This is a genomic window from Burkholderia sp. BCC0419 (genome assembly GCF_902830285.1).
Taxonomy (GTDB): domain Bacteria; phylum Pseudomonadota; class Gammaproteobacteria; order Burkholderiales; family Burkholderiaceae; genus Burkholderia.
On sequence record NZ_CADESR010000007.1, the window covers coordinates 184,116 to 205,332 of the forward strand.

The following is a 21,217-nucleotide window of genomic DNA, read 5'->3' on the forward strand; positions in this document are numbered from 1 at the left end:
TCCCGATGGCCCACGGCTTTCCCCTTCAGCTGCTGCTCGACCGCGCGCAGGAAGACCTCGATTCGGCCGCGAAGCAGCTCGGCACCGCGCAGCGCGACCGCACCGCGGCGGCCGAACAGCTCGACGCGCTGCTGCGCTATCGCGACGAATATCACGCGCGCTTCGCGCAATCCGCGCAGAGCGGGATGCCGGCCGGCAACTGGCGCAATTTCCAGGCGTTCATCGACACACTCGATGCCGCGATCGCACAGCAGCGCACCGTGCTCGCCGCGGCCGAAGTCCGCATCGACGAGGCGCGCCCGAACTGGCAGCAGAAGAAACGTACCGTCGGCTCGTATGAAATCCTGCAGGCGCGCGGCGTCGCGCAGGAAGCGACGCGCGAGGCCCGGCGCGAACAGCGCGACGCCGACGAACACGCCGCGAAGATCCTGCGCATGCGGGCCGACGCGGCCCGTTCGTCGTAACCGACCACCGCATTCGAACGAGAGAACCGTCATGCCTCCCCTGCCCCTGCTCGGCGCGCTGCTCGACACCGCCGGCGCCGCACTCAAGGCCGCCCGCGGCTCGGGTGCGTCCGCCGCCAACGATGCGTCGGCCGCCACGAGCGCCGTGCCGTTCGCGCAGACGCTGAAGCAAAGCGTCGCCACGCGTGGCGATACGGCCAACGCCGGTACGCCGGACGTGTCGACCAGACAGGCTGCGTCGAAGCCGGCCGGCACGGACGACAAAGACAAAGCGACCGACGACACGACCGCAAACGCCGCCGGCAACCCCGACGCCGCGGCGCTCGCGGCCGCCGCGGCCGTGCAGGCGCAACTGCAGGCGCGCGCGGACCATGCGACGCCGGCCGACGCTGCCGCTGCTGCCACGACGCAAAAGACGGCCGTGTCCGGCCAGCCGGACGCCACGGCGACGCTCGCCAACCATGCCCCCCGGGACGCGGCCGCCCAGCCGACCGACCCGGCATCGAGCCGCGACGCGCTGCAAGCGGCGCTCGCCAAGCTGACGGGCGGCGCGGGCGCGATCGCGATGCCTGCGACCGGCACGGCCGCCGCCACGCCGACGGCGCCGGCCGCGACCGCGTCGAACGCCGCCGCGCCGCTGACGCCGAAAGTGCCGACGTTCGACCGCACGCTCGCCGACGCGAAAGGCGCGCTCGCCACCCAGCAGACGCCAACACAGATCACGGCGCAGACGCTACAGGCCGACGCGAACGCGCAGTCCGGCGCCCAGCACGCGCTCACGGCGGCCAGCAACGCGACGGACCCGGCCGCCAGCGCGACGCTCGCGGCCGGCGCCACGGCTGCCGCCGCCGCGCAGGCGAACCTGCAACTGTCACCGGCCGCCGGGGCGATCGCCGCCGCCAACGCACACGTGCTCGCACCGCACGTCGGCACGGCCGACTGGACGGATGCCCTGAGTCAGAAGGTCGTGTTCCTGTCGAATGCGCACCAGCAGAGCGCCGAGCTGACGCTCAACCCGCCCGATCTCGGCCCGCTGCAGGTCGTGCTGCGCGTCGCGGACAATCACGCGCACGCACTCTTCGTGTCGCAGCACGCGCAGGTGCGCGACGCGGTCGAAGCCGCGCTGCCGAAGCTGCGCGAGGCGATGGAAGCGGGCGGGCTCGGGCTCGGCAGCGCGACCGTCAGCGACGGCGGCCTCGCTTCGCAGCAACAGCAGCAAAACCCGCAGCAGACCTTCGCCGGCGGCCAGTCGTCGCGACGTGGGAACGGCGGACCGTCAGCCGTCGATGCACCCGCCGACGCCGCGCAATCCGCACCGGTCGCCGCGCGCGCGAGCCGCGCCGGCCTCGTCGATACGTTTGCCTGAGCATGGCCGCTGCCGTGCCTAGCGGCCGTGCACCGCGGCAGCCGCCTCGCCGCGCGGCACGCCGCCCCGGCGCGCCGCGACGATGAAGTCCGCCGCGCGTTCGCCGATCATCACCGACGGCGCATTCGTGTTCCCGCCGATCAGCGTCGGCATCACCGACGCATCCACCACCCGCAACCCGTCGACGCCACGCACGCGCAGTTGCGGATCGACGACCGCGCGCGCATCGGCGCCCATCCGGCAGGTGCCGACCGGGTGATAGATCGTGTCCGCATGCTCGACGATCGTCGCGCGCAGCTCCGCTTCGCTCTGGTCCGGCCGCGTGTACAGCTCGCGCCCGCCCTGCGACGCGAGCGGCGCCTGCGACAGGATGCGGCGCATCGCCTGCGTGCCGCGCACCAGCAGGTCGAGGTCGCGTGAATCGCTGAAGAAGCGCGGATCGATCAGCGGCGCGTCGCGCGCATCGCCGCTCGCGAGCGCGACCGTGCCGCGGCTGAACGGCCGCAGCGCGCACACGTGCAGCGAATAGCCGAACCCCCAGTGCATCTTGCGGTTGTGATCGTCGACGAGCGCCGTGCAGAAATGCAGTTGCAGGTCGGGCCGCTCGAGCGACGGATCGCTCTTGATGAAGCCGCCGGCCTCCGCGACGTTGCTCGTCATCATCCCCGTGCGGCTCGATAAATAGCGCGCGAGCGCCGGCGTCATCTTCGCGATGCCGCGCAGGCACACGCCGACCAGCTCCGACGAATTCACGCGCGTGTTGATGATGAAGTCGATGTGGTCGATCAGGTTCGTGCCGACGTCCGGCGCATCCTGCACGACCGCGATCCCGTGCCGGCGCAACTGCTCCGCCGGGCCGATCCCCGAACACATCAGCAGTTGCGGCGAATTGAACGCGCCGGCCGACAGGATCACTTCCGCGCGCGCGCCGAGCGTCTCGACCCGCCCATTGCGCGACGCGACGACGCCGACCGCGCGCTTGCCGTCGAAGCCGACGCGCAGCACCGTCGCATCGGTGATCACGTGCAGGTTCGGCCGGTTGCGGCCGTAGATATACGCGCGCGCCACGCTGCAGCGCGAGCCGTCGCGGTGCGTGACCTGATAGAAGCCGACGCCTTCCTGCGTCGCGCCGTTGAAGTCGTCGTTCAGCGGATAGCCGGCCGCATGCGCGGCCTGGATGAATCGTTCGGAGAACGGATTGCGAAAGCGCAGGTCCGACACCGACAGCGGGCCGTCCGCGCCGTGCCACGCGTCGGCGCCGCGCTCGTTGCCTTCCGCGCGGCGGAAATACGGCAGCACGTCCTGCCAGCCCCAGCCCGTCGCGCCGAGCTGCGCCCACTCGTCGTAGTCGCCCGGGTGGCCGCGCGTGTAGATCATCGCGTTGATCGCGCTCGAGCCGCCCATCCCGCGCCCGCGCGGCTGGTAACCGCGCCGCCCGCCGAGGCCCGGCTGCGGCACCGTCTCGTAGCCGTAGTTCGTGCCGAGCTTGAACGGCACCAGCGCCGCGATGCCGACCGGCATGTTGACGAGCAGGTTGCGCTCCGTATGCGAGCCGGCCTCGATCAGCGCGATCGTCGCATCCGGGCAGGCATCGGCGAGACGGCCGGCCAGGCTCGAGCCGCCCGAACCGCCGCCGACGATGATGTAGTCGTATTGCATGTCACGTCTCCGTCGTGTCATGGATGGCGCCCGGCACCGCCGCGCGACCGCGTCCCCTCTTGTGTTCGGGCATTGTAGGAATGGCCGTCGCGTGCGCGGCGCGCGGATTCAAGAGCGATTCCTCTAAACGCCCGCGTGAACTAAATTTAAGATGTACCGATGCGCTTCGCGCGATGCACCGGCCACGAGAAGCCGATTCGTCGCGAAACGGGAGGAACGACGATGCGGCGCCGGATTCTGCAGGCCGCGTGCCGACCGGGTGATCCGGCGTTCACGCGCGCGGCCCGCATTTCATTTCAAACGGCGGCCTGCGCGACGATGCACGGCATCATGCGCGCGGTCGGTCGAAATCGAACGGCACGTGTCGTCGCCGACCGTTTGGACGGTGTGTCGCCGCCGCCGCACGATGCGCGGCGAGCCGCCGTCGCGTACCCGTCGCGCTGTCCTGCTGCGGTGCACCGGCAGGCGATCGCAAGACGGCATCGCGTGCCCGCTCGTCACCGTATCGAGTCGTGCGCGCCTGCCGTGCTGCACGACTTTCGGACGCGGACACCGTCGCGCGGATACGACGCCTGCCGCGTGCCGCAACCGGTTTTCGAGCACCCGTCGCGTCCGGCTCCGCGCCGCGCGACACGCATCACCCGATCCGCGTCGCCGCGCTCGCCGAGCGTGCGCGTGCGGCGTGACGGCCGGCCGATCAGCCAGGCCCAACTGGAGGAGACGACATGAAGAACGACCTGCCCGAACTGGCCCCGCAAGCACTGCCGTCGGTCGATGCGCTGACGTCGCTGTTGCACGACCAGCGCGCGGCGTACCTGCGCGCACCGTACCCGGCATGGGACACGCGGGCGCAGCACCTGCGCGCGCTGCGCACGATGCTGATCGACCACGCGGATGCGCTCGCCGACGCGATCAGCGCCGATTTCGGCCATCGCGCGAAGCAGGAAGTGCTGCTGTCGGAAATCTGGATGGCGAAGGAAGAGATCGACGACGCGCTGAAGCACGGCAAGCGCTGGATGAAGCCGATCCGCAAGCCGATGAACAAGTGGCTGCGCCCGGCGCGCGCGAAGGTGATCCCGCAACCGCTCGGCGTGGTCGGCATCGTCGTGCCGTGGAACTACCCGGTGCTGCTCGCGGCGGGCCCGCTGATCTGCGCGCTCGCCGCCGGCAACCGCGCGATCATCAAGATGTCCGAACTGACGCCGCGCACGTCGGCGCTGTTCGAGCAGCTCATCGGCAAGACCTTCACGCGCGACCACGTCGCGGTCGTGAACGGCGACGCGGAGGTCGGCGCCGCGTTCAGCGCGCTGCCGTTCGACCATCTGCTGTTCACCGGCTCGACGCAGGTCGGCCGTCACGTGATGCGCGCGGCCGCCGACCACCTCACGCCCGTCACGCTCGAGCTCGGCGGCAAATCGCCGGCGATCGTCGGCCCGAATGCGCGCTTCGACGCGGCCGTCGATGCGATCGTCGCCGGCAAGACGCTGAACGCCGGCCAGACCTGCATCGCGCCCGACTACGTGCTGCTGCCGCGCGGGATGGAAGGCGCGTTCATCGAACGCGCGCGGACCCGCTTCGCGAAGCTGTATCCGGACCTGTCGGCCAACGGCGACTACACGACGATCGTGTCGCCGCGTCACTACGCGCGCCTGCAGCAACTCGCGAGCGACGCGCAGGCGGCCGGTGCGCAGCTGCATCCGCTGTCCGACGCGCAGTCCGATCCCGCGTCGCGCCGCTTCGTGCCGTGCGCGGTCACGCAGGTGCCGGCCGCGTCGCCACTGATGCAGGAGGAAATCTTCGGGCCGCTGCTGCCGCTCGTGCCGTACGAACGGCTGGACGAAGCGATCGCGTACGTCAATGCGCGCCCGCGTCCGCTCGCGCTGTACCTGTTCGACGAGGATGGCGGCACGATCGACCGCGTGATGCGCGAAACGGTCTCGGGCGGCGTATCGATCAACGAAACGCTGATGCACATCGCGTGCGGCAGTTTGCCGTTCGGTGGCGTCGGTGCGAGCGGCATGGGCGCGTATCACGGCTACGACGGCTTCGTGACGTTCTCGAAGATGAAGCCGGTGCTCACGCAGGCACGGCTGAACGCACGCAACCTGCTCGCACCGCCGTACGGCAAGCGCTTCGCCGCGCTGATCAAGCTGATGCTGAAGTTCTGAGCCGGCCGGGCCGCACGCGTTGCGCCGCGGCCCCGGCAATAGCAAGCCTGCCGCGCGGCATCCATGCCGCGCACGCAGCCGTCACACCGGCCAGAGCGGCCCTTCCTGCATCGCGCCGATCTGCTCGCGCAATTCGAGCACGCGCGCTTCCCAGTAACGATGCGTGTTGAACCACGGGAAGGCGGCCGGAAACGCGGGGTCGTCCCAGCGCCGTGCGAGCCACGCCGCGTAGTGGATCAACCTTAGCGTACGCAGCGCTTCGACCAGATGCAGTTCGCGCGGCTCGAATTCGCAGAAATCCTCGTAGCCCGCGAGCAGGTCCGCCAGCGCGCGCGACGCGCCTTCGCGATCGCCGGGCAGCAGCAGCCACAGATCCTGCACGGCCGGCGCCATCCGGCTGTCGTCGAAGTCGACGAAATGCGGGCCGGCATCGGTCCACAGCACGTTGCTCGGATGACAGTCGCCGTGCGTGCGCAGCAGGCGAAGCTCGCCGGCGCGCTCGAACGCGGCCTCGACGCCTTCGAGCGCGAGCGCGACCGCGGTCGCGTACGCCGGTCTTACGTCATCCGGAATGAAATCGTGCGCGAGCAGATAATCGCGCGGCTCGTAGCCGAACGTATTGATGTCGAGCACGGGACGCGCGACATACGGCTGCGTCGCGCCGACCGCATGAATGCGGCCGATGAAGCGGCCGAGCCATTCGAGCGTGTCGCTGCGGTCGAGATCGGGTGCGCGGCCGCCGCGCCGCTCGAAGATCGAGAAGCGGAAACCGTCGAACGCGTGCAGCGTGCGGCCGTCGAAGGAGCGCGCCGGCACCACCGGAATCTCGCGCGCGGCGAGTTCGGCGACGAACGCATGTTCTTCGAGAATCGCGTCGTCCGACCAGCGCGCCGGGCGATAGAACTTCGCGACGACCGGCGGACCGTCTTCGATACCGACCTGGTAGACGCGATTTTCGTAGCTGTTGAGGGCGAGCAGGCGCCCGTCGGTGCGCAGGCCGGCCGGCATCAGCACGCTGTCGAGCGCGTCGAGCACGCACTCGGGCGTGAGGCCGGCGAACGGCGGGCTGGCGGGAGAAGCGGGAGCGGAAGTGGCGTCTGTCATGCCCCGCATTGTGCCGCCAGCCGGACCGAAAGACGAGCGTCCGGTGCGATGCGCGCTTAGTGAAGCGCCGCGCCGGCCGGCAGGACGGATTCGCCGGTGTCGATCAGGTCCTCGAGAAAGAACGGCTCGGTGTTGAGTTCTTTCGACTCACCCGGCACGCCCGCGTACCAGGTCACCATGGCCATGTCGCCCAGGATGCGCTGGACGATGCCGCGCGCGCCCTTCGGCACCGCGAGATGGGTAGTGCAGACAATCGACCCGATATGCATGATGGTTCCCCACTCTTGAATCTTGAAACCCGGCCCGCTGGCGAGCCGGCAAATGCACGATCCGCACTGCTCTCGGCGGAGCGTTGCGCGTGATCCCATTGTTCACGGTTTATCGAAGCGCGAAAAGAAGAAGAAGCAGGCGAAGTGCCGCGAATTCGTCGAATGTCTCCAATCAACCACTGCGCCGGGCACGTACTTGCCCGTCCGGTTACCCCCATCATACCCTGTCGAATGTGACTGCCCACCGAATCCGCCCGGCGCCGCCGCGCGCACGTGACTGGCACGTGATTGACGCAACGCGCGTACCGCTTCGCCTTGCCCGTGCGGGATCGTCGGAACACGCGCCGCGACCGCGGCTGACACCACCTCGCGTGCGTCGCATGCCGATCGCTTTTCACCGTTCGTCGAATGCTTGCGTACGCACCGGCCGATGCGCCCGGCGTCGACCCGCTTCGACGCCACCGATCGCCCGCGATGCGCAGCCGCCGACAGTGGTTGCGTTCGATGGCTGCCTTGCGGTACCTTAAGCTTTTATTCGCGTTCAACCGCATTCCGACACGATGTATCCGCTCACGTCCGCCCTTGCCAAATCCCGGCCGCAGTTCGACTCGCGGCCGCAGGCGTGCGTGCATCCGTCGGTCCTTCCTCCTCCTGTCGCACCGCCGCTCGTCTGCGCTGCGCCGCCCCCGCCGGCGGCACGCGCCGGCTGACCGGCCGGCTTCCGTTTTCGTCTTCCATTCGCCCCGTTGGCTGTAGCTGCGTGCGTCGTGACGCACGGCACGTTGCCGCGCGCGCGGATGGAACGTTTCGATCCGTTCGACAGGTGGATTCACATGGTTTCGTTCAAACGCGCGCTTGCCGCGCATGGCGCGACGTCGCTCTTCGTGCTGCTGTGGAGCAGCGGCGCGATCTTCGCTGAACTCGGTCTGCGTCACGCCTCCGCGTTCGCCTTTCTCACTGCCCGTTTCGCGCTCGCGTCGCTCGTGCTGCTCGCGCTGGCCTTCATGCGCAAGCGCTGGCTGCCGCCGCGCGGCGAGCGGCGCATGGCCGCGCTGACCGGCTTGCTGATGATGGGCGGCTATTCGATCTTCTACCTGCTCGCGCTCGAGCGCGGCATCGCGCCCGGCGTGCTCGCGACGATCCTCGGCGTGCAGCCGGTCCTCACGCTCGCGCTCGTCGAGCGTCGCTGGCAGCCGGTGCGCATCGCGGGGCTCGCGCTGTCGCTCACCGGCCTCGCGCTCGTCGTCGGCCATGGCGTGAGCGGCATGAGCGACGGTAGGGGCGGCCTGTCGGCCGCCGGCATCGCATGCGCGCTCACGGCGCTCGTCGCGCTGACCGTCGGCTCGCTGCTGCAAAAGCGCGTGCGTGCGGCGCCCGCCGATGTGCTGCCGCTGCAGAATGCGATCGGCCTCGCGCTGTGCGTCGCGATCGTGCCGTTCCGGCCGGTGTCGTTCGACCTGAGCTGGGCGTTCGTCGTGCCGCTGCTGTGGCTCGGCATCGTGATTTCGGTGATCGCGCAACTGCTGTTCTACCGGTTGATGCAGCGCGGCGATCTCGTGAACGTGACGAGCCTGTTCTATCTCGTGCCCGTCGTCACCACGCTGATGGATGCCGTGTGGCTCGGCAACCGGCCCGAGCCGCTCGCGCTCGCCGGCATGGGCGCGATCATCGCCGGGCTCGCGCTCGTATTCCGCGCGCCGGCCGGCCGCCCGCAACCCGACCGCGCCTGAGCGGGCGGGCCGCCGCGCCCGCGGGTGCGGCGGCCCGCATCGGACACATACGACGATTCCGCGAAAATCGAAAGGAACGGGAAAGATGCGTGCAAGGCGTTCGTCTTGGTTGCACGAAAAACGCGTGATTCTCGGGGCTTTCCGCTGATTTTTAATGGTTCGGATAGCGAAAAACGCTGCCGGTTGCCTATACTCGAATGGACCGGCCTGCACGCAACGGGCCGGACCCACAATAGAAACCCGGCATGGGACCGGGGTGAGCGCACGCGTGCCGACTTCGGCCGACATCCCGCGAGGATGGAGCCCAGGCAAGCGCTGAAGCGCCCACTTCGGCCGACACTGGAGACACGCATGACGACCTATTTCACGATCGGCGACTTCATCCTGCTGATTCCGATGGCGCTGGCCGGAGCGCTATTTCTCGGCGCGGTGCCGTGCGCTACCCAATTCCGTCACAATCTGCTGCGCGTACTCGGCGTCATTCTCGGCGTCGGCGTCGCGGTGTTGCTCGTTGAAGGCCTGCCTGCGCTGATCTAGCGCCGCGCCCGCGCGTGACGTGCGTCGCTGCACCGCAGCGAGGCGACGCTGCCCGCGAGCCGCGATACGGCACGCGATGTTTCGCATGCCGTATCGACTTCCGGTCAGATCGCCTGATCGGTGGACGGCTTTTCCCACAGATTGATGCCGCCTTCCGTCGCGTAACGATCGATCTCCGCGAGTTCCTCCGCCGAGAATTCGAGGTTCTTCAATGCGCCGACGTTCTCGCGCACCTGCTCCGCCCGGCTCGCGCCGATCAGCGCGGACGTCACGCGGCCGTTGCGCAGCACCCACGCCAGCGCCATCTGCGCCAGGCTCTGCCCGCGCCGCTCGGCGATCGCGTTGAGCTTGCGCACATGCTCGAGGTTGTCCGCGCTCAGGTGATCCTGCTTCAGCGAGCCGCCGCCCGGCTTGTTCACGCGCGCGTCGGCCGGCACGCCATTCAGGTACTTCGACGTCAGCAAGCCCTGCGCGAGCGGCGTGAACGCGATGCTGCCCGCGCCGACGTCGTCGAGCGTGCCGAGCAGGTCGTTCTCGATCCAGCGGTTCAGCAGGTTGTACGACGGCTGGTGAATCAGCAGCGGCACCTTGTATTGCGCGAGCAGCTCGGCCATCTCGCGCGTCTTCGCGGCCGAATACGACGAAATGCCGATGTAGAGCGCCTTGCCCTGCTGCACGGCCGCGGCCAGCGCGCCGGCCGTTTCCTCGAGCGGCGTGTGCGCGTCGAAGCGGTGCGAATAGAAGATGTCGACGTAGTCGAGTCCCATCCGCTGCAGGCTCTGGTCGAGACTCGCGAGCACGTACTTGCGCGATCCGCCGCCGCTGCCGTATGGCCCCGGCCACATGTCCCAGCCGGCCTTCGTCGAGATCAGCAGCTCGTCGCGATACGGCCGGAAATCCTCCTTCAGCAGCCGGCCGAAGTTGATTTCGGCGCTGCCGTACGGCGGCCCGTAGTTGTTCGCGAGGTCGAAGTGGTTGATGCCGAGGTCGAACGCGGTGCGCAGGATCTCGCGCTGCGTCGAGATCGGCGTCGAGTCGCCGAAGTTGTGCCACAGGCCGAGCGACAGGGCGGGCAGTTTGAGCCCGGATTTGCCGCAGGTGCGGTATTGCATGCCGGCATAACGTTCGGAAGCTGCTTCGTAGGCCATGAGTCGGTTCCGTCAGGACATCGGGGGAAGGGACGCGCGCCTGCCGCGCACATGGCGCGACGGCGGCGAAGGAGTCATACGACGACTATGGTAGCGAAAGCGGCCGGATCGCGCACGGCGGCACGGCGATGGACGCGACCGCGGCCGTCGCCTACACTGCGGCGTCTCGAATCACCGTTTCAGCGAGGTTGGTATGTCCCGGGTCATCTCGGTTGCACTGCTCGTCGGCGGCATCGTGCTGCTGTATTTCGGCGGCCAGTCGTTCCATTCGATCAACGACAACGTGTCGCGCCTCTTCACCGGCTCGCCCGCGACGAAGACGATCCTGCTGATCGTCGGCGGCGCCGTCGCGTCGTTCGCCGGCCTGATCGGCCTCGCGATGCCGGGCAGCAAGCGCTGATCGCGACGCATCGCTACGCCCGCACGACCCGCGTCAGCGCACGGGCCGCATCAAATGAAACGGGCGGCCAGGCCGCCCGTTGCTTCATTCGCCCGCGATGCGCCGCATCGTCTGAGCATCGCGGCCTCGCCGCGCCGCCGATCCGCGCCTAGAACTGCACTTCCGGCTTCGACGCCGAGCGCGTGCCGGGCACCGGCCGGTTGCTTGCGCCGTGATACGTGTACACGAGCGAGAACTTCACCTGGTCGGAACGGTTCTGCCCGGCCGAATGCAGCGTGTTGCTGTGGAAGAACACGACGTCGCCCGTCTGCAGCGACGGGCACGTGGCCGCGTCGATCATCCTGCGATTCTCCGGCAGATCGCCGCGGAAGAACTTCGCGTCGTCGAACGCTTCCGGCCCGAATTCGGCCGTATGCGAACCCGGCACGAGCCACAGCGCGCCGTTCTCGTTGGTTTCCGGCCCGAGCGCGAGCCACACCGACACCATGTCCGAGCGCTCGAACGCCCAGTAGCGGAAATCGCGATGCCAGCCGGTCAGGCTGCCGTACGCCGGGTGCTTCGTCATCATGCAGTTGTGATGCGCGCGTGACAGCACGGGCTCCTCCCCGAAATACTCGCGCATCCACGCGCCGATTTCAGGCGCGATCGCGCGCTCGGCAAACGCCGGATCGCGCGAGTACGCATCGAGCAGCCGTCGCACCGTATGCCCGCCCGGCGCATGCTTCGACTCGGGCGCGCCCGGGTAGCGCAGGTCGGCCTCGAACTCGATCGGCTCGGCGGCCTCCCGCAACTGGCGCTCCGCGATCTGCCTGAGCGCCGCGCACTGCGCTTCGCCGACGAGGCCGCGCGCGACGACGAAGCCGCGCTCGCGCAATTCCGCGACTTGCGCGCGGATCGATTCCGACTGCAATGGAGACGACATGGGATGCCAGACGTTTATTGTGTGAATGTGACGATTGTAAATCGGCGTCGGATACCGCGAACAGCACCATTGTCGTGCGCAGGGGCATGCCAATCGCGGATTTGATCCAGCTCAAGGGAACTGTGCGGCGCGGCACCTGCCTCAGCGACAGGCGGTATGCGGCACACGCCTTGCGGCACAAGGGTTTATCGCGACTTTTGCCCGTCACGAATCCCCTGTAGCCTGACGCGGCCTGTCAATTCTGGCGGGCGCGGCGCGCAGCGGGTTTCGGTAAGATCCGTTGCGCCATCCGAGGCCGTTCATACCAGTGCGCTCTCCAGGGCGCCACCCATACAAGCGAAGCATCGTTCACATGCCATTCCGTCTGACTTCCCGTTTCAACCGCGCTGCGAAGCGCGTCGTGCCGTCCGCTCCTGCCCGCTCGCTGCGCCATCACCGCGCACGCACGCAGGCGCTGGCCGAACGTACGCCCACGCACAGCCGGCTGGACGGCATCCGTGCGTGGTTCCACGCGTTTTTCTCGATGATGAGCGCGCAGGCGTTCGCACGCCGCGCTGGGCTGCGCTCGCTGCTGCAGAAGCCGTCGTCGCTGCGCGCGCTCGCGCTGCGCCGCACGCTCGGCCCGCAGCGCCGTATCAACCGCCCGCGCCGCCTCGCGGCGAGCAACGGCTGGTTCGGGTTCGGCGCGCGCTGAGCGAGTGCCCGGCGGGCACTGCCCGCACCGATCGCCGCCCTTGCTTCGGCGATCGAAATCCATAAAAAAACCCCGGCTTGGCCGGGGTTTTTCATTTCAGGCGAACGACGCTTACGCGACGCGTGCCGTCGGCTCCACGCCGGCCGCTTCGGCCAGCACGAGCGCCTTGTCGGTCGCTTCCCACGAGAATTCCGGCTCTTCGCGGCCGAAATGGCCGTAAGCCGCGGTCTTCTCGTAGATCGGGCGCAGCAGGTCGAGCATCTTGATGATGCCCTTCGGACGCAGGTCGAAATGCTCGCGCACGAGCTTCGTGATCACCGCATCCGACACGCGGCCCGTGCCGAACGTGTTGACCATCACCGAGGTCGGCTCGGCCACGCCGATCGCGTACGACACCTGGATCAGCGCGCGCGACGCGAGGCCGGCCGCGACGATGTTCTTCGCGACGTAGCGGCCGGCATACGCAGCCGAACGGTCGACCTTCGACGGATCCTTGCCCGAGAACGCGCCGCCGCCGTGCGGTGCGGCACCGCCGTACGTGTCGACGATGATCTTGCGGCCGGTCAGGCCGCAATCGCCCTGCGGGCCGCCGATCACGAACCGGCCGGTCGGGTTCACGAGGAACTTGATGTCGCCCTTGATCAGGTCGGCCGGCAGCGTCGGCTTGATGATTTCCTCGATCACGGCTTCGCGCAGCGCGGGCAGCTCGATGTCCGGTGCGTGCTGCGTCGACAGCACGACGGTGTCGATCGAATCGGGCTTGCCGTCGACGTAGCGGACGGTGACCTGCGACTTCGCGTCCGGACGCAGCCATTGCAGGCGACCGTCGCGGCGCAGGCTGGCCTGGCGCTCGACGAGGCGGTGCGACAGGTAGATCGGCAGCGGCATCAGTTCCGGCGTTTCGTCGCACGCATAGCCGAACATCAGGCCCTGGTCGCCCGCGCCTTGATCGAGGTTGTCGTCGTGTGCACGATCGACGCCCTGCGCGATGTCCGGCGACTGCTTGTCGTACGCGACGAGCACCGCGCAACCCTTGTAGTCGATGCCGTAGTCGGTGTTGTCGTAGCCGATGCGCTTGATCGTATCGCGCGCGATCTGGATGTAATCGATGTTGGCCGTCGTGGTGATTTCACCGGCGAGCACGACGAGCCCCGTGTTGCACAGCGTTTCGGCCGCAACGCGGGAGTATTTGTCCTGCTCGAGGATGGCGTCGAGAATCGCGTCCGAGATTTGGTCCGCGACTTTGTCCGGATGGCCTTCGGAGACGGATTCGGACGTGAAGAGATAATCGTTTGCCACTTTTTCAGGCTCCTGTGTGGTTACGGTTGGTTTCACGTAGCCAGCTTCGTTGGGCCTGAAGCGGCGACGCTTTAGCGGATTACCAGGACCGGGCAGCGTGTGTCGCGCCAGCCGGCTTCGCCCCGCAAGTTGTCAGTTAACTCGGCGAAGCCCGTATTATAGCGGCTTTCCTGAATTGTCACAGAGCGCCGCCCGTGCTGCATCTTCCGCCGTCTTACCATCCTGTTCGCAACGTGCCGGCCAGCCGGCCCTACGGAGATTCCGCATGCTAGGCCGCCTCGGCACGCACCTCGCCATCGGCTTGCTGAAGCTGCTCGCCCTGCTGCCGTACGCTCTGACCGCACGGTTCGGCGATGGCCTCGGCTGGCTGCTGTATCAGATCCCCAGCCGGCGAAAGCGCATCGTACATACGAATCTGAAACTCTGCTTCCCGGACTGGAGCGACGAGCGGCGCGAGGAAGTGGCCGGCCAGCATTTCCGCCATGCGATCCGCAGCTACGTCGAGCGCAGCGTGCAGTGGTTCGGCTCGGAGAAAAAGCTCGCGAAACTGATCCAGGTCGACAGCGCGGTCGATCTCACCGATCCGAACCTGCCCCCGACGCTGTTTCTGGGCCTGCATTTCGTCGGCATCGAGGCCGGCTCGATCTGGCTGAACCGCTCACTGCAGCGCCGCTGCGGGTCGCTGTACCAGCCGTTCTCGAATGCCGTGCTCGAGGAAGAGGCGAAGAAGGCGCGCGGGCGCTTCGATGCCGAGATGGTCGGCCGCGCGGACAGCGCGCGCGTCGTGCTGCGCTGGCTGCGCGACCGCAAGCCGGTGATGCTCGGCGCCGACATGGACTACGGGCTGCGCAACTCGACGTTCGTCCCGTTCTTCGGCGTGCCGGCCTGTACGCTGACGGCCGTCGGCCGGCTCGCGAAGACGGGCCGCGCGCAGGTCGTGCCGTTCATCGGCGAGGTGCTGCCGAACTACAAGGGCTACCGTCTGAAGGTATTCAAGCCGTGGGATCACTACCCGACCGGCGACGACGATCTCGACGCGCGGCGGATGAACGAATTCCTCGAGGAACAGATTCCGCTGATGCCCGAGCAGTATTACTGGGTGCACAAGCGCTTCAAGACGCGCCCGCCCGGCGAGCCGAGCCTGTACTGACCCTGCCGCGGGACGTTCGCGGGTGCGCCGTCACGCGCGCACCCGCACTCTCGTCACCTTCGGCGCGCCCTTCGCGCGCGCCTGCCAGAGATCGTGGGCCGACTGCTGCGCGAGCCACCGATCGGCCCTTCCCCCGTTTTCCTCGCCGAGCCACGCTTCGAGCCGCAACGCCATTTCCGGCGAGATGCCGGCATGGCCGTGCAGGATCCGCGACAGCGCGGCACGTGTCACGCCGAGCTGCGACGCGGCCTCGGTGACGGTCAGACCGAGCGCCGGCAGCACGTCGTCGCGCAGCGTTTCGCCCGGATGCGGCGGATTGAAGATGCGGGTCATCGCTTGAATCACCTTAGTGGTAGTCCTGGTAATCGACCAGAACGACGTCGCGGCCCTCGAATCGGAATGTCAGCCGCCAGTTGCCGTTGACGCCGACTGCGTAATATCCGTCCAGCCCGCCGGCGAGGCCGTGAAAACGCCAGCCGGGCACATTCATGTCGTGCGGCGTGCCGCGACATCGAGACGCGCCAGCATGCGCCGCAGCTTGGGCGCATGATCGGGCCGAATGCCCGCCTTGCTCCCGGTGACGAAAAACGCTTCCAGTCCCTTGTGTACCCACGACTTGATCATGGACCTCCCACACTCGAGCGCGACGTCGACAGCATGGCCCGGATGTGTATAGCCAAACTATACGAATCACTTGATTTCCTCGTCAATCTGACCAGTACGAAAACGTTCGTCCGGGTCGCCTCATACCTTCGTCGTGTGTTCGGGCACGCATCGCCAGTCCCGCCTCCGTTGCACGCGCTACACCACGCCAATTTGTCTGCTCGCCACGCACCTGACCAGTCGACCCATCGACATATGCCGCCCGCCCGGCCCGCAAGGGGCGACCCGAAACCCCGCCTGCGCAGGACGCCCCTGTCGGCTGCATGTATTATTTGCGGTTGAGATCAGCACGACGAACGAGGCCGCCCCGGCATGGCCGCCGGCCGGCCGTGTCGTGCCGACCGCCTTGTTCGCCATGGAATTCCGGACCCAGTGAAACTCTCGTTCACCAAGATGCACGGCGCGGGCAACGACTTCGTCGTGCTCGACGGCTATTCGCGCGCGCTGCCGCCGCTCACCGAAGCGCAGGTGCGCGCCCTCGCCAACCGCCACTTCGGCATCGGCGCCGACCAGTTGCTGCTGGTCGAGAAACCGACCGTCGACGGCGCGGATTTCAAGTACCGGATCTTCAATTGCGACGGCGGCGAGGTCGAGCACTGCGGCAACGGCGCGCGCTGTTTCGTGAAATTCGTCAGCGACCGCGGCCTGACCGGCAAGCGCAGCGTGCGCGTGCAGGTCATGAAGGGCCTGATCACGCTGACGCTGCAGGACAATGGCGAAGTCGTCGTCGACATGGGCGCGCCCGTGTTCGCGCCGGCGCAAGTGCCGTTCGATGCTTCGGGCCTTGACGGCCGGACCGACGGCAACGACACGCTGTGGCCGCTCGACGTCGGCGGCCAGACGCGCTGGATCTCGACGGTGTCGATGGGCAACCCGCACGCGGTGCAGGTCGTCGACGACGCCGAAGCGTATCCGGTACTGGAAGAAGGCCCGCTGATCGAGCGCCATGCGCGCTTCCCGCAGCGCGTGAACGCCGGCTTCATGCAGATCGTGTCGCGCCACGAAGTGAAGCTGCGCGTGTACGAACGCGGCGCGGGCGAGACGCTCGCGTGCGGCACCGGCGCATGCGCGGCGGTCGCGGCCGGCATCCGGCGCGGCCTGCTCGATTCGCCCGTGACCGTGCACACCCACGGCGGCACGCTGACGATCAACTGGGACGGCGCGCGCGACGAAGCCGCCGCGCTGATGATGGCCGGCCCCGCCACGACCGTGTTCGAAGGCGAGATCGACCTGAACGCCTGACCCTGCAACGTCCTTGATAACTGAACGCTCCAGCCACATGAACGATCGCGAAGTCGCCGACTACCTGCTCGCCAATCCCGAATTCTTCGCGCAGCACGCCGAACTGCTCGCGACGATCCGTCTCGCGAACCCGCACGGCAAGGCCGCGATCTCGCTGCAGGAGCGGCAGATGGAGATGCTGCGCGACAAGAACAAGCATCTCGAACGCCGGCTCGCCGAGCTCGTGCGCTACGGCCACGAGAACGACAGCCTGTCCGCGAAATTCAGCCGCTGGACCGCGCGCGTGATCGCGGAACGCGATCCGTACGCGCTGCCGCGCACGATCGCCGACGGCATCGCCGACGTGTTCGACGTGCCGCAAACGGCGCTGCGCGTGTGGGACGTCGCCGACACCTACGCGCAAGCCGACTTCGCCCGCCAGGTCGGCGAGGAAGTGCGCCTGTTCACGAACGGCCTGTCGACGCCGTACTGCGGCGCGAACACGGGCTTCGAGGCCGCCCAGTGGCTCGCACCCGCGCTCGCCGCCCCGGCCGCGAGCGCGGCGGAAGGCGCCGAAGCCGCGCCGGCCGACGACGGCTCGGCCGCGTCGGTCGCGCTGCTCGCACTGCGCGCGCCGCTCGCCGGCAGCGACGCGCCCGCGTTCGGCCTGCTGGTCCTCGGTTCGCCCGATCCGCGCCGCTTCCACGACGGGATGGCCACCGACTTCCTCGCGCAGATCGCGACGCTCGCGAGCGCGGCGCTCACGCGCCTGCTGCCGCACTGATCCGCCGCACGCGATGACCGACGATCCGATCGCCGCCTACCTGTCGAACCTGAAGCACGTCAGGCAGCTGTCGGAACACACGCTGCGCGCGTACACGCACGAACTCGACGAACTGAAGAAGCTCGCGGCCGGCCGGCCGCTCGAAGCATTGACCGCCGCCGACATGCGCGGCGCGGTCGTGCGCGCGCACGCGGCCGGGCTGTCCGCGCGCTCGATCTCGCACCGGCTTTCCGCATGGCGTGCGTTCTATCGCTGGTTCGCGCAGCGCGTCGAGATGCCCGCGAATCCCGTCGCCGGGGTACGCGCGCCCAAACGCGAGAAATCGCTGCCCAAAGCGCTGTCGGTCGACGACGCGGTCGCACTCATGGATACGCCGCTGCCCGACACGACCGAAGGCATCCGCGACCACGCGATCCTCGAGCTGTTCTATTCGTCGGGGCTGCGCCTCGCCGAACTGGTCGGGCTCGACGTCAGGTACACGCAGGCCGACGGCTACCGTTCGGCCGGCTGGCTCGATCTCGCCGAAGCCGAGGTCACCGTGCGCGGCAAGGGCAACAAGGAGCGCAAGGTGCCGGTCGGCCGCAAGGCGATCGACGCGCTGAACGCGTGGCTCGCGGTGCGCGGCGAATTCGTCAAGCACGATCCGCATCCGCTGTTCGTGTCGGTGCGCGGCAACCGGATGTCGCCGGGCGTCGTGCGCGAGCGCGTGAAGCGCGCGGCGCTCGCCGCCGGCATCCCCGCCAACGTCCACCCGCACGTGCTGCGCCACTCGTTCGCGACGCACGTGCTGCAGTCGAGCGGCGACCTGCGCGCGGTGCAGGAACTGCTCGGCCACGCGAGCGTCGCCGCGACGCAGGTCTATACGTCGCTCGACTTCCAGCATCTCGCGAAGATTTACGACAGCGCGCATCCGCGCGCGAAGAAGCGCGACTGACGCGCGTCCCGTGTTACCCGTCGCGCGCGGCGACCGGCACCGGCCGGCGTCGCGCGCGACCCCTTTCGATCTCATCATGCAAACCGTCACCCTCAAGCCGTCCAAGGAAAAATCGCTGCTGCGCCGCCATCCGTGGATCTACGCCAATGCGATCGACCGCGTCGACGGCAAGCCCGCGCCCGGCGCGACCGTGCTCGTGCGCGCGCACGACGGCCGCTTCCTCGCGCGCGGCGCGTACAGCCCGCAGTCGCAGATCCGCGTGCGGGTGTGGAGCTTCGACGAAAACGAGCCGATCGATCACGCGTTCTTCAAGCGCCGCGTGCAGCGCGCGGTCGCGCACCGCACGACGATGGTGTCGGGCACGGGTGCGGTGCGGCTCGTGTTCGGCGAAGCCGACGGGCTGCCGGGGCTGATCGTCGACTACTACATCGCGGACACCGCCGAGCCCGGCGTCGCACCGCGCGGCCAGCTCGTGTGCCAGTTCATGGCCGCGGGCGTCGAAGCATGGAAAGACGCGATCGTCACGGCGCTCACCGGCGCGACCGGCTGTCCGAACGTGTACGAGCGCTCGGACGTGTCGATCCGCGACAAGGAAGGGCTCGAACAGACGACCGGCGTGCTGGCCGGCGACGCGCCGCCCGCGACGCTGATCGCGAACGAAAACGGCGTGCGCTATCACGTCGACGTGCCGAACGGCCACAAGACGGGCTTCTACGTCGACCAGCGCGACAACCGCGCGCTCGTCGCGCAGTACGCGGCCGACCGCGACGTGCTCAACTGCTTCTGCTACACCGGCGGCTTCTCGCTCGCGGCGCTCAAGGGTGGCGCGAAACGCGTCGTGTCGATCGACTCGTCGGGCGACGCGCTCGCGCTCGCGCAGCAGAACGTCGTGGCCAACGGCTTCGACCCGGCGCGCGCGACCTGGCTCGACGCCGATGCGTTCAAGACGCTGCGCCGCCTCGTCGACGAAGGCGAGCGTTTCGACCTGATCGTGCTCGATCCGCCGAAGTTCGCGCCGACCCGCGACAGCGTCGACCGCGCGGCACGCGCGTACAAGGACATCAACCTGAGCGGCTTCAAGCTGCTGCGTCCAGGCGGCCTGCTGTTCACGTATTCGTGCTCGGGCGCGATCGACATGGACCTGTTCCAGAAGATCGTCGCCGGCGCAGCCGCCGACGCGAAGGTCGACGCGCGCATCCTGAAGCGGCTCGGCGCGGGCGTCGATCACCCGCTGCTCGCCGCGTTCCCGGAAGGCGAATATCTGAAGGGCCTGCTGTTGCAAATCGTCTGATCGCCCCGATCTAGCGCGGACAACCGTGCCCGCCCCCGTTGGCGGCACAGCGCTTTCGCCTGTCGTCCGGACGACGGGCGGGGGCTTGACAGGTATGTTTCAATGGATGGTTGTGCGCCCCGGCTCGCAGCGCGAGGGCGCGACGCACATCCTGGTTTTGACCCCGATTCACGAACCACAGGCGACCGACATGGCCACTCCCGTCACCATCCTCACCGGCTTCCTCGGCAGCGGCAAGACGACGCTGCTCAAGCGCATCCTGAACGAACAGCACGGCATGAAGATCGCCGTGATCGAGAACGAGTTCGGCGAAGAGAACATCGACAACGAAATCCTCGTGCAGGATTCGAACGAGCAGATCATCCAGATGAGCAACGGCTGCATCTGCTGCACGATCCGCGGCGACCTCGCCCGCGCGCTCGGCGATCTGGCCGCGAAGAAGCGCGAAGGCAAGCTCGACTTCGACCGCATCGTGATCGAGACGACCGGCCTCGCGAACCCGGGCCCCGTCGCGCAGACCTTCTTCATCGACAGCGAAATCGCCGACGATTTCCTGCTCGACGCGGTCATCACGCTGGTCGACGCGAAGCACGCGAACGCGCAGCTCGACGAACACGAGGTGGTGCAGCGCCAGGTCGGCTTCGCCGACCGCCTGTTCATCACGAAGTCGGACCTGGTCGACGACCAGACCGTCGCCGGCCTCAAGCATCGCCTGATGCACATGAACCCGAAGGCCGCGATCAAGGTCGTGAATTTCGGCGAAGCGGACATCAAGGAAATCTTCGACCTGCGTGGCTTCAACCTGAACGCGAAGCTCGAGATCGATCCCGATTTCCTCGCCGAGGACGATCACGCGCACGACCACCACGATCACGATCACGACCATGCGCACGATCACGCCGGTTGCGACCACGATCACGGCCAATGCGCGCACGATCACGACCACGGCCACCACAATCACCACCACGCGCACCACGACGACAAGATCAAGTCGTTCGTGTACCGCAACGACCGCCCGTTCGACCCGAACAAGCTGGAAGACTTCCTCGGCGGCATCCTGCAGATCTACGGCGAGCGGATGCTGCGCTACAAGGGCGTGCTGTACATGAAGGGCGTTGACCGCAAGGTCGTGTTCCAGGGCGTGCACCAGATGATGGGCAGCGATCTCGCCGCGAAGTGGCTGCCGGTCGAGAAGAAGACCAACAAGATGGTGTTCATCGGCGTCGACCTGCCGCAGGACCTGATCACCGACGGCCTCGACGCCTGCCTCGCCTGACCCGCGCGGGCGCCTGCCGCCCCCCGCTGCCCGGCCGCCTTCGCAGGCGGCTGCGGCGGCCGCGCGACGCCTTTTACGGGCAGGGTTTCGCCGTCATCGCTTTTTCGCGATTTGCGCGTTATATTTTCTAGATATCGG

At 68.1% G+C, this 21,217-nt stretch carries 20 protein-coding genes and 1 pseudogene; 13 read left to right on the forward strand and 8 right to left on the reverse strand.

The window, feature by feature from the left end; all coding sequences use genetic code 11:
• Nucleotides 1-5: 5 nt before the first annotated feature.
• Nucleotides 6-464, forward strand: a complete 459-nt coding sequence (gene fliJ / locus HWW87_RS27725; RefSeq protein ID WP_175822984.1) for a flagellar export protein FliJ — start codon at nt 6-8, stop codon at nt 462-464.
• 31 nt (nt 465-495) lie between these two features.
• Nucleotides 496-1,830 carry a flagellar hook-length control protein FliK gene (locus HWW87_RS27730; protein WP_175822985.1) on the forward strand — a complete coding sequence of 445 codons (1,335 nt, stop codon included), beginning with the start codon at nt 496-498 and terminating at the stop codon, nt 1,828-1,830.
• An 18-nt stretch (nt 1,831-1,848) separates the two neighbouring features.
• Here HWW87_RS27730 and HWW87_RS27735 read toward each other — a convergent pair whose 3' ends face one another.
• A complete protein-coding gene (locus HWW87_RS27735; protein WP_175822986.1) occupies nt 1,849-3,489 on the reverse strand; it encodes a GMC family oxidoreductase N-terminal domain-containing protein in 1,641 nt (546 codons plus the stop codon).
• A 725-nt stretch (nt 3,490-4,214) separates the two neighbouring features.
• Here HWW87_RS27735 and HWW87_RS27740 point away from each other — a divergent pair.
• Entirely contained in the window at nt 4,215-5,657 is a 1,443-nt protein-coding gene (locus HWW87_RS27740; RefSeq protein ID WP_175822987.1) for a coniferyl aldehyde dehydrogenase, read from the forward strand.
• A gap of 81 nt (nt 5,658-5,738) precedes the next feature.
• Here the strand turns inward: HWW87_RS27740 and HWW87_RS27745 are convergent, their stop codons facing one another.
• The gene (locus HWW87_RS27745; RefSeq protein ID WP_174391047.1) at nt 5,739-6,761 is read right to left on the reverse strand and encodes a serine/threonine protein kinase; all 1,023 of its coding nucleotides are present in this window, start codon (nt 6,759-6,761) and stop codon (nt 5,739-5,741) included.
• Between the two features lie 56 nt (nt 6,762-6,817).
• Complete coding sequence (locus HWW87_RS27750) at nt 6,818-7,030, reverse strand: hypothetical protein (protein WP_174391046.1); 213 nt, start codon at nt 7,028-7,030, stop codon at nt 6,818-6,820.
• Between the two features lie 833 nt (nt 7,031-7,863).
• Between HWW87_RS27750 and HWW87_RS27755 the strand changes: the two genes are divergently transcribed.
• The gene (locus HWW87_RS27755) at nt 7,864-8,760 is read left to right on the forward strand and encodes a DMT family transporter (protein WP_175822988.1); all 897 of its coding nucleotides are present in this window, start codon (nt 7,864-7,866) and stop codon (nt 8,758-8,760) included.
• Between the two features lie 351 nt (nt 8,761-9,111).
• On the forward strand, nt 9,112-9,297 hold the full coding sequence (locus tag HWW87_RS27760; protein WP_006482800.1) for a hypothetical protein: 186 nt from the start codon (nt 9,112-9,114) through the stop codon (nt 9,295-9,297).
• 104 nt (nt 9,298-9,401) lie between these two features.
• On the opposite strand, the gene mgrA is transcribed toward HWW87_RS27760, so the two are convergent.
• On the reverse strand, nt 9,402-10,445 hold the full coding sequence (mgrA, locus tag HWW87_RS27765; protein ID WP_175822989.1) for an L-glyceraldehyde 3-phosphate reductase: 1,044 nt from the start codon (nt 10,443-10,445) through the stop codon (nt 9,402-9,404).
• Nucleotides 10,446-10,638: 193 nt separating this feature from the next.
• Between mgrA and HWW87_RS27770 the strand changes: the two genes are divergently transcribed.
• Nucleotides 10,639-10,845: a DUF3185 family protein gene (locus HWW87_RS27770; protein WP_175822990.1), complete on the forward strand. Its 207-nt coding sequence runs from the start codon at nt 10,639-10,641 to the stop codon at nt 10,843-10,845.
• A 148-nt stretch (nt 10,846-10,993) separates the two neighbouring features.
• Here the strand turns inward: HWW87_RS27770 and HWW87_RS27775 are convergent, their stop codons facing one another.
• Nucleotides 10,994-11,767 carry a phytanoyl-CoA dioxygenase family protein gene (locus HWW87_RS27775; RefSeq protein WP_175822991.1) on the reverse strand — a complete coding sequence of 258 codons (774 nt, stop codon included), beginning with the start codon at nt 11,765-11,767 and terminating at the stop codon, nt 10,994-10,996.
• A 352-nt stretch (nt 11,768-12,119) separates the two neighbouring features.
• Here HWW87_RS27775 and HWW87_RS27780 point away from each other — a divergent pair, with 352 nt between their 5' ends.
• On the forward strand, nt 12,120-12,461 hold the full coding sequence (locus HWW87_RS27780; RefSeq protein ID WP_175822992.1) for a hypothetical protein: 342 nt from the start codon (nt 12,120-12,122) through the stop codon (nt 12,459-12,461).
• 111 nt (nt 12,462-12,572) lie between these two features.
• Here HWW87_RS27780 and metK read toward each other — a convergent pair whose 3' ends face one another.
• Complete coding sequence (gene metK, locus HWW87_RS27785) at nt 12,573-13,760, reverse strand: methionine adenosyltransferase (RefSeq protein ID WP_050017940.1); 1,188 nt, start codon at nt 13,758-13,760, stop codon at nt 12,573-12,575.
• 265 nt (nt 13,761-14,025) lie between these two features.
• Here metK and lpxL point away from each other — a divergent pair, with 265 nt between their 5' ends.
• On the forward strand, nt 14,026-14,910 hold the full coding sequence (lpxL, locus tag HWW87_RS27790) for a lauroyl acyltransferase LpxL (protein WP_175822993.1): 885 nt from the start codon (nt 14,026-14,028) through the stop codon (nt 14,908-14,910).
• 30 nt (nt 14,911-14,940) lie between these two features.
• On the opposite strand, the gene HWW87_RS27795 is transcribed toward lpxL, so the two are convergent.
• Together HWW87_RS27795 and HWW87_RS27800 are read right to left on the reverse strand one after the other, a co-directional pair.
• A complete protein-coding gene (locus HWW87_RS27795) occupies nt 14,941-15,243 on the reverse strand; it encodes a HigA family addiction module antitoxin (protein WP_175822994.1) in 303 nt (100 codons plus the stop codon).
• Nucleotides 15,244-15,256: 13 nt separating this feature from the next.
• Nucleotides 15,257-15,534 (reverse strand): annotated as a pseudogene (locus HWW87_RS27800) (type II toxin-antitoxin system RelE/ParE family toxin).
• A 411-nt stretch (nt 15,535-15,945) separates the two neighbouring features.
• Between HWW87_RS27800 and dapF the strand changes: the two are divergent.
• From dapF to HWW87_RS27825, 5 genes are all read left to right on the forward strand, one after another.
• Complete coding sequence (gene dapF / locus HWW87_RS27805; protein ID WP_175822995.1) at nt 15,946-16,815, forward strand: diaminopimelate epimerase; 870 nt, start codon at nt 15,946-15,948, stop codon at nt 16,813-16,815.
• 37 nt (nt 16,816-16,852) lie between these two features.
• Entirely contained in the window at nt 16,853-17,578 is a 726-nt protein-coding gene (locus HWW87_RS27810; RefSeq protein WP_175822996.1) for a DUF484 family protein, read from the forward strand.
• A gap of 13 nt (nt 17,579-17,591) precedes the next feature.
• A complete protein-coding gene (gene xerC / locus HWW87_RS27815) occupies nt 17,592-18,512 on the forward strand; it encodes a tyrosine recombinase XerC (protein ID WP_175822997.1) in 921 nt (306 codons plus the stop codon).
• Between the two features lie 76 nt (nt 18,513-18,588).
• Complete coding sequence (locus tag HWW87_RS27820; protein ID WP_175822998.1) at nt 18,589-19,803, forward strand: class I SAM-dependent rRNA methyltransferase; 1,215 nt, start codon at nt 18,589-18,591, stop codon at nt 19,801-19,803.
• Between the two features lie 94 nt (nt 19,804-19,897).
• Nucleotides 19,898-21,079 (forward strand): GTP-binding protein, encoded by a 1,182-nt coding sequence (locus HWW87_RS27825; protein ID WP_175822999.1) that lies wholly within the window; start codon nt 19,898-19,900, stop codon nt 21,077-21,079.
• Nucleotides 21,080-21,217: the final 138 nt, after the last annotated feature.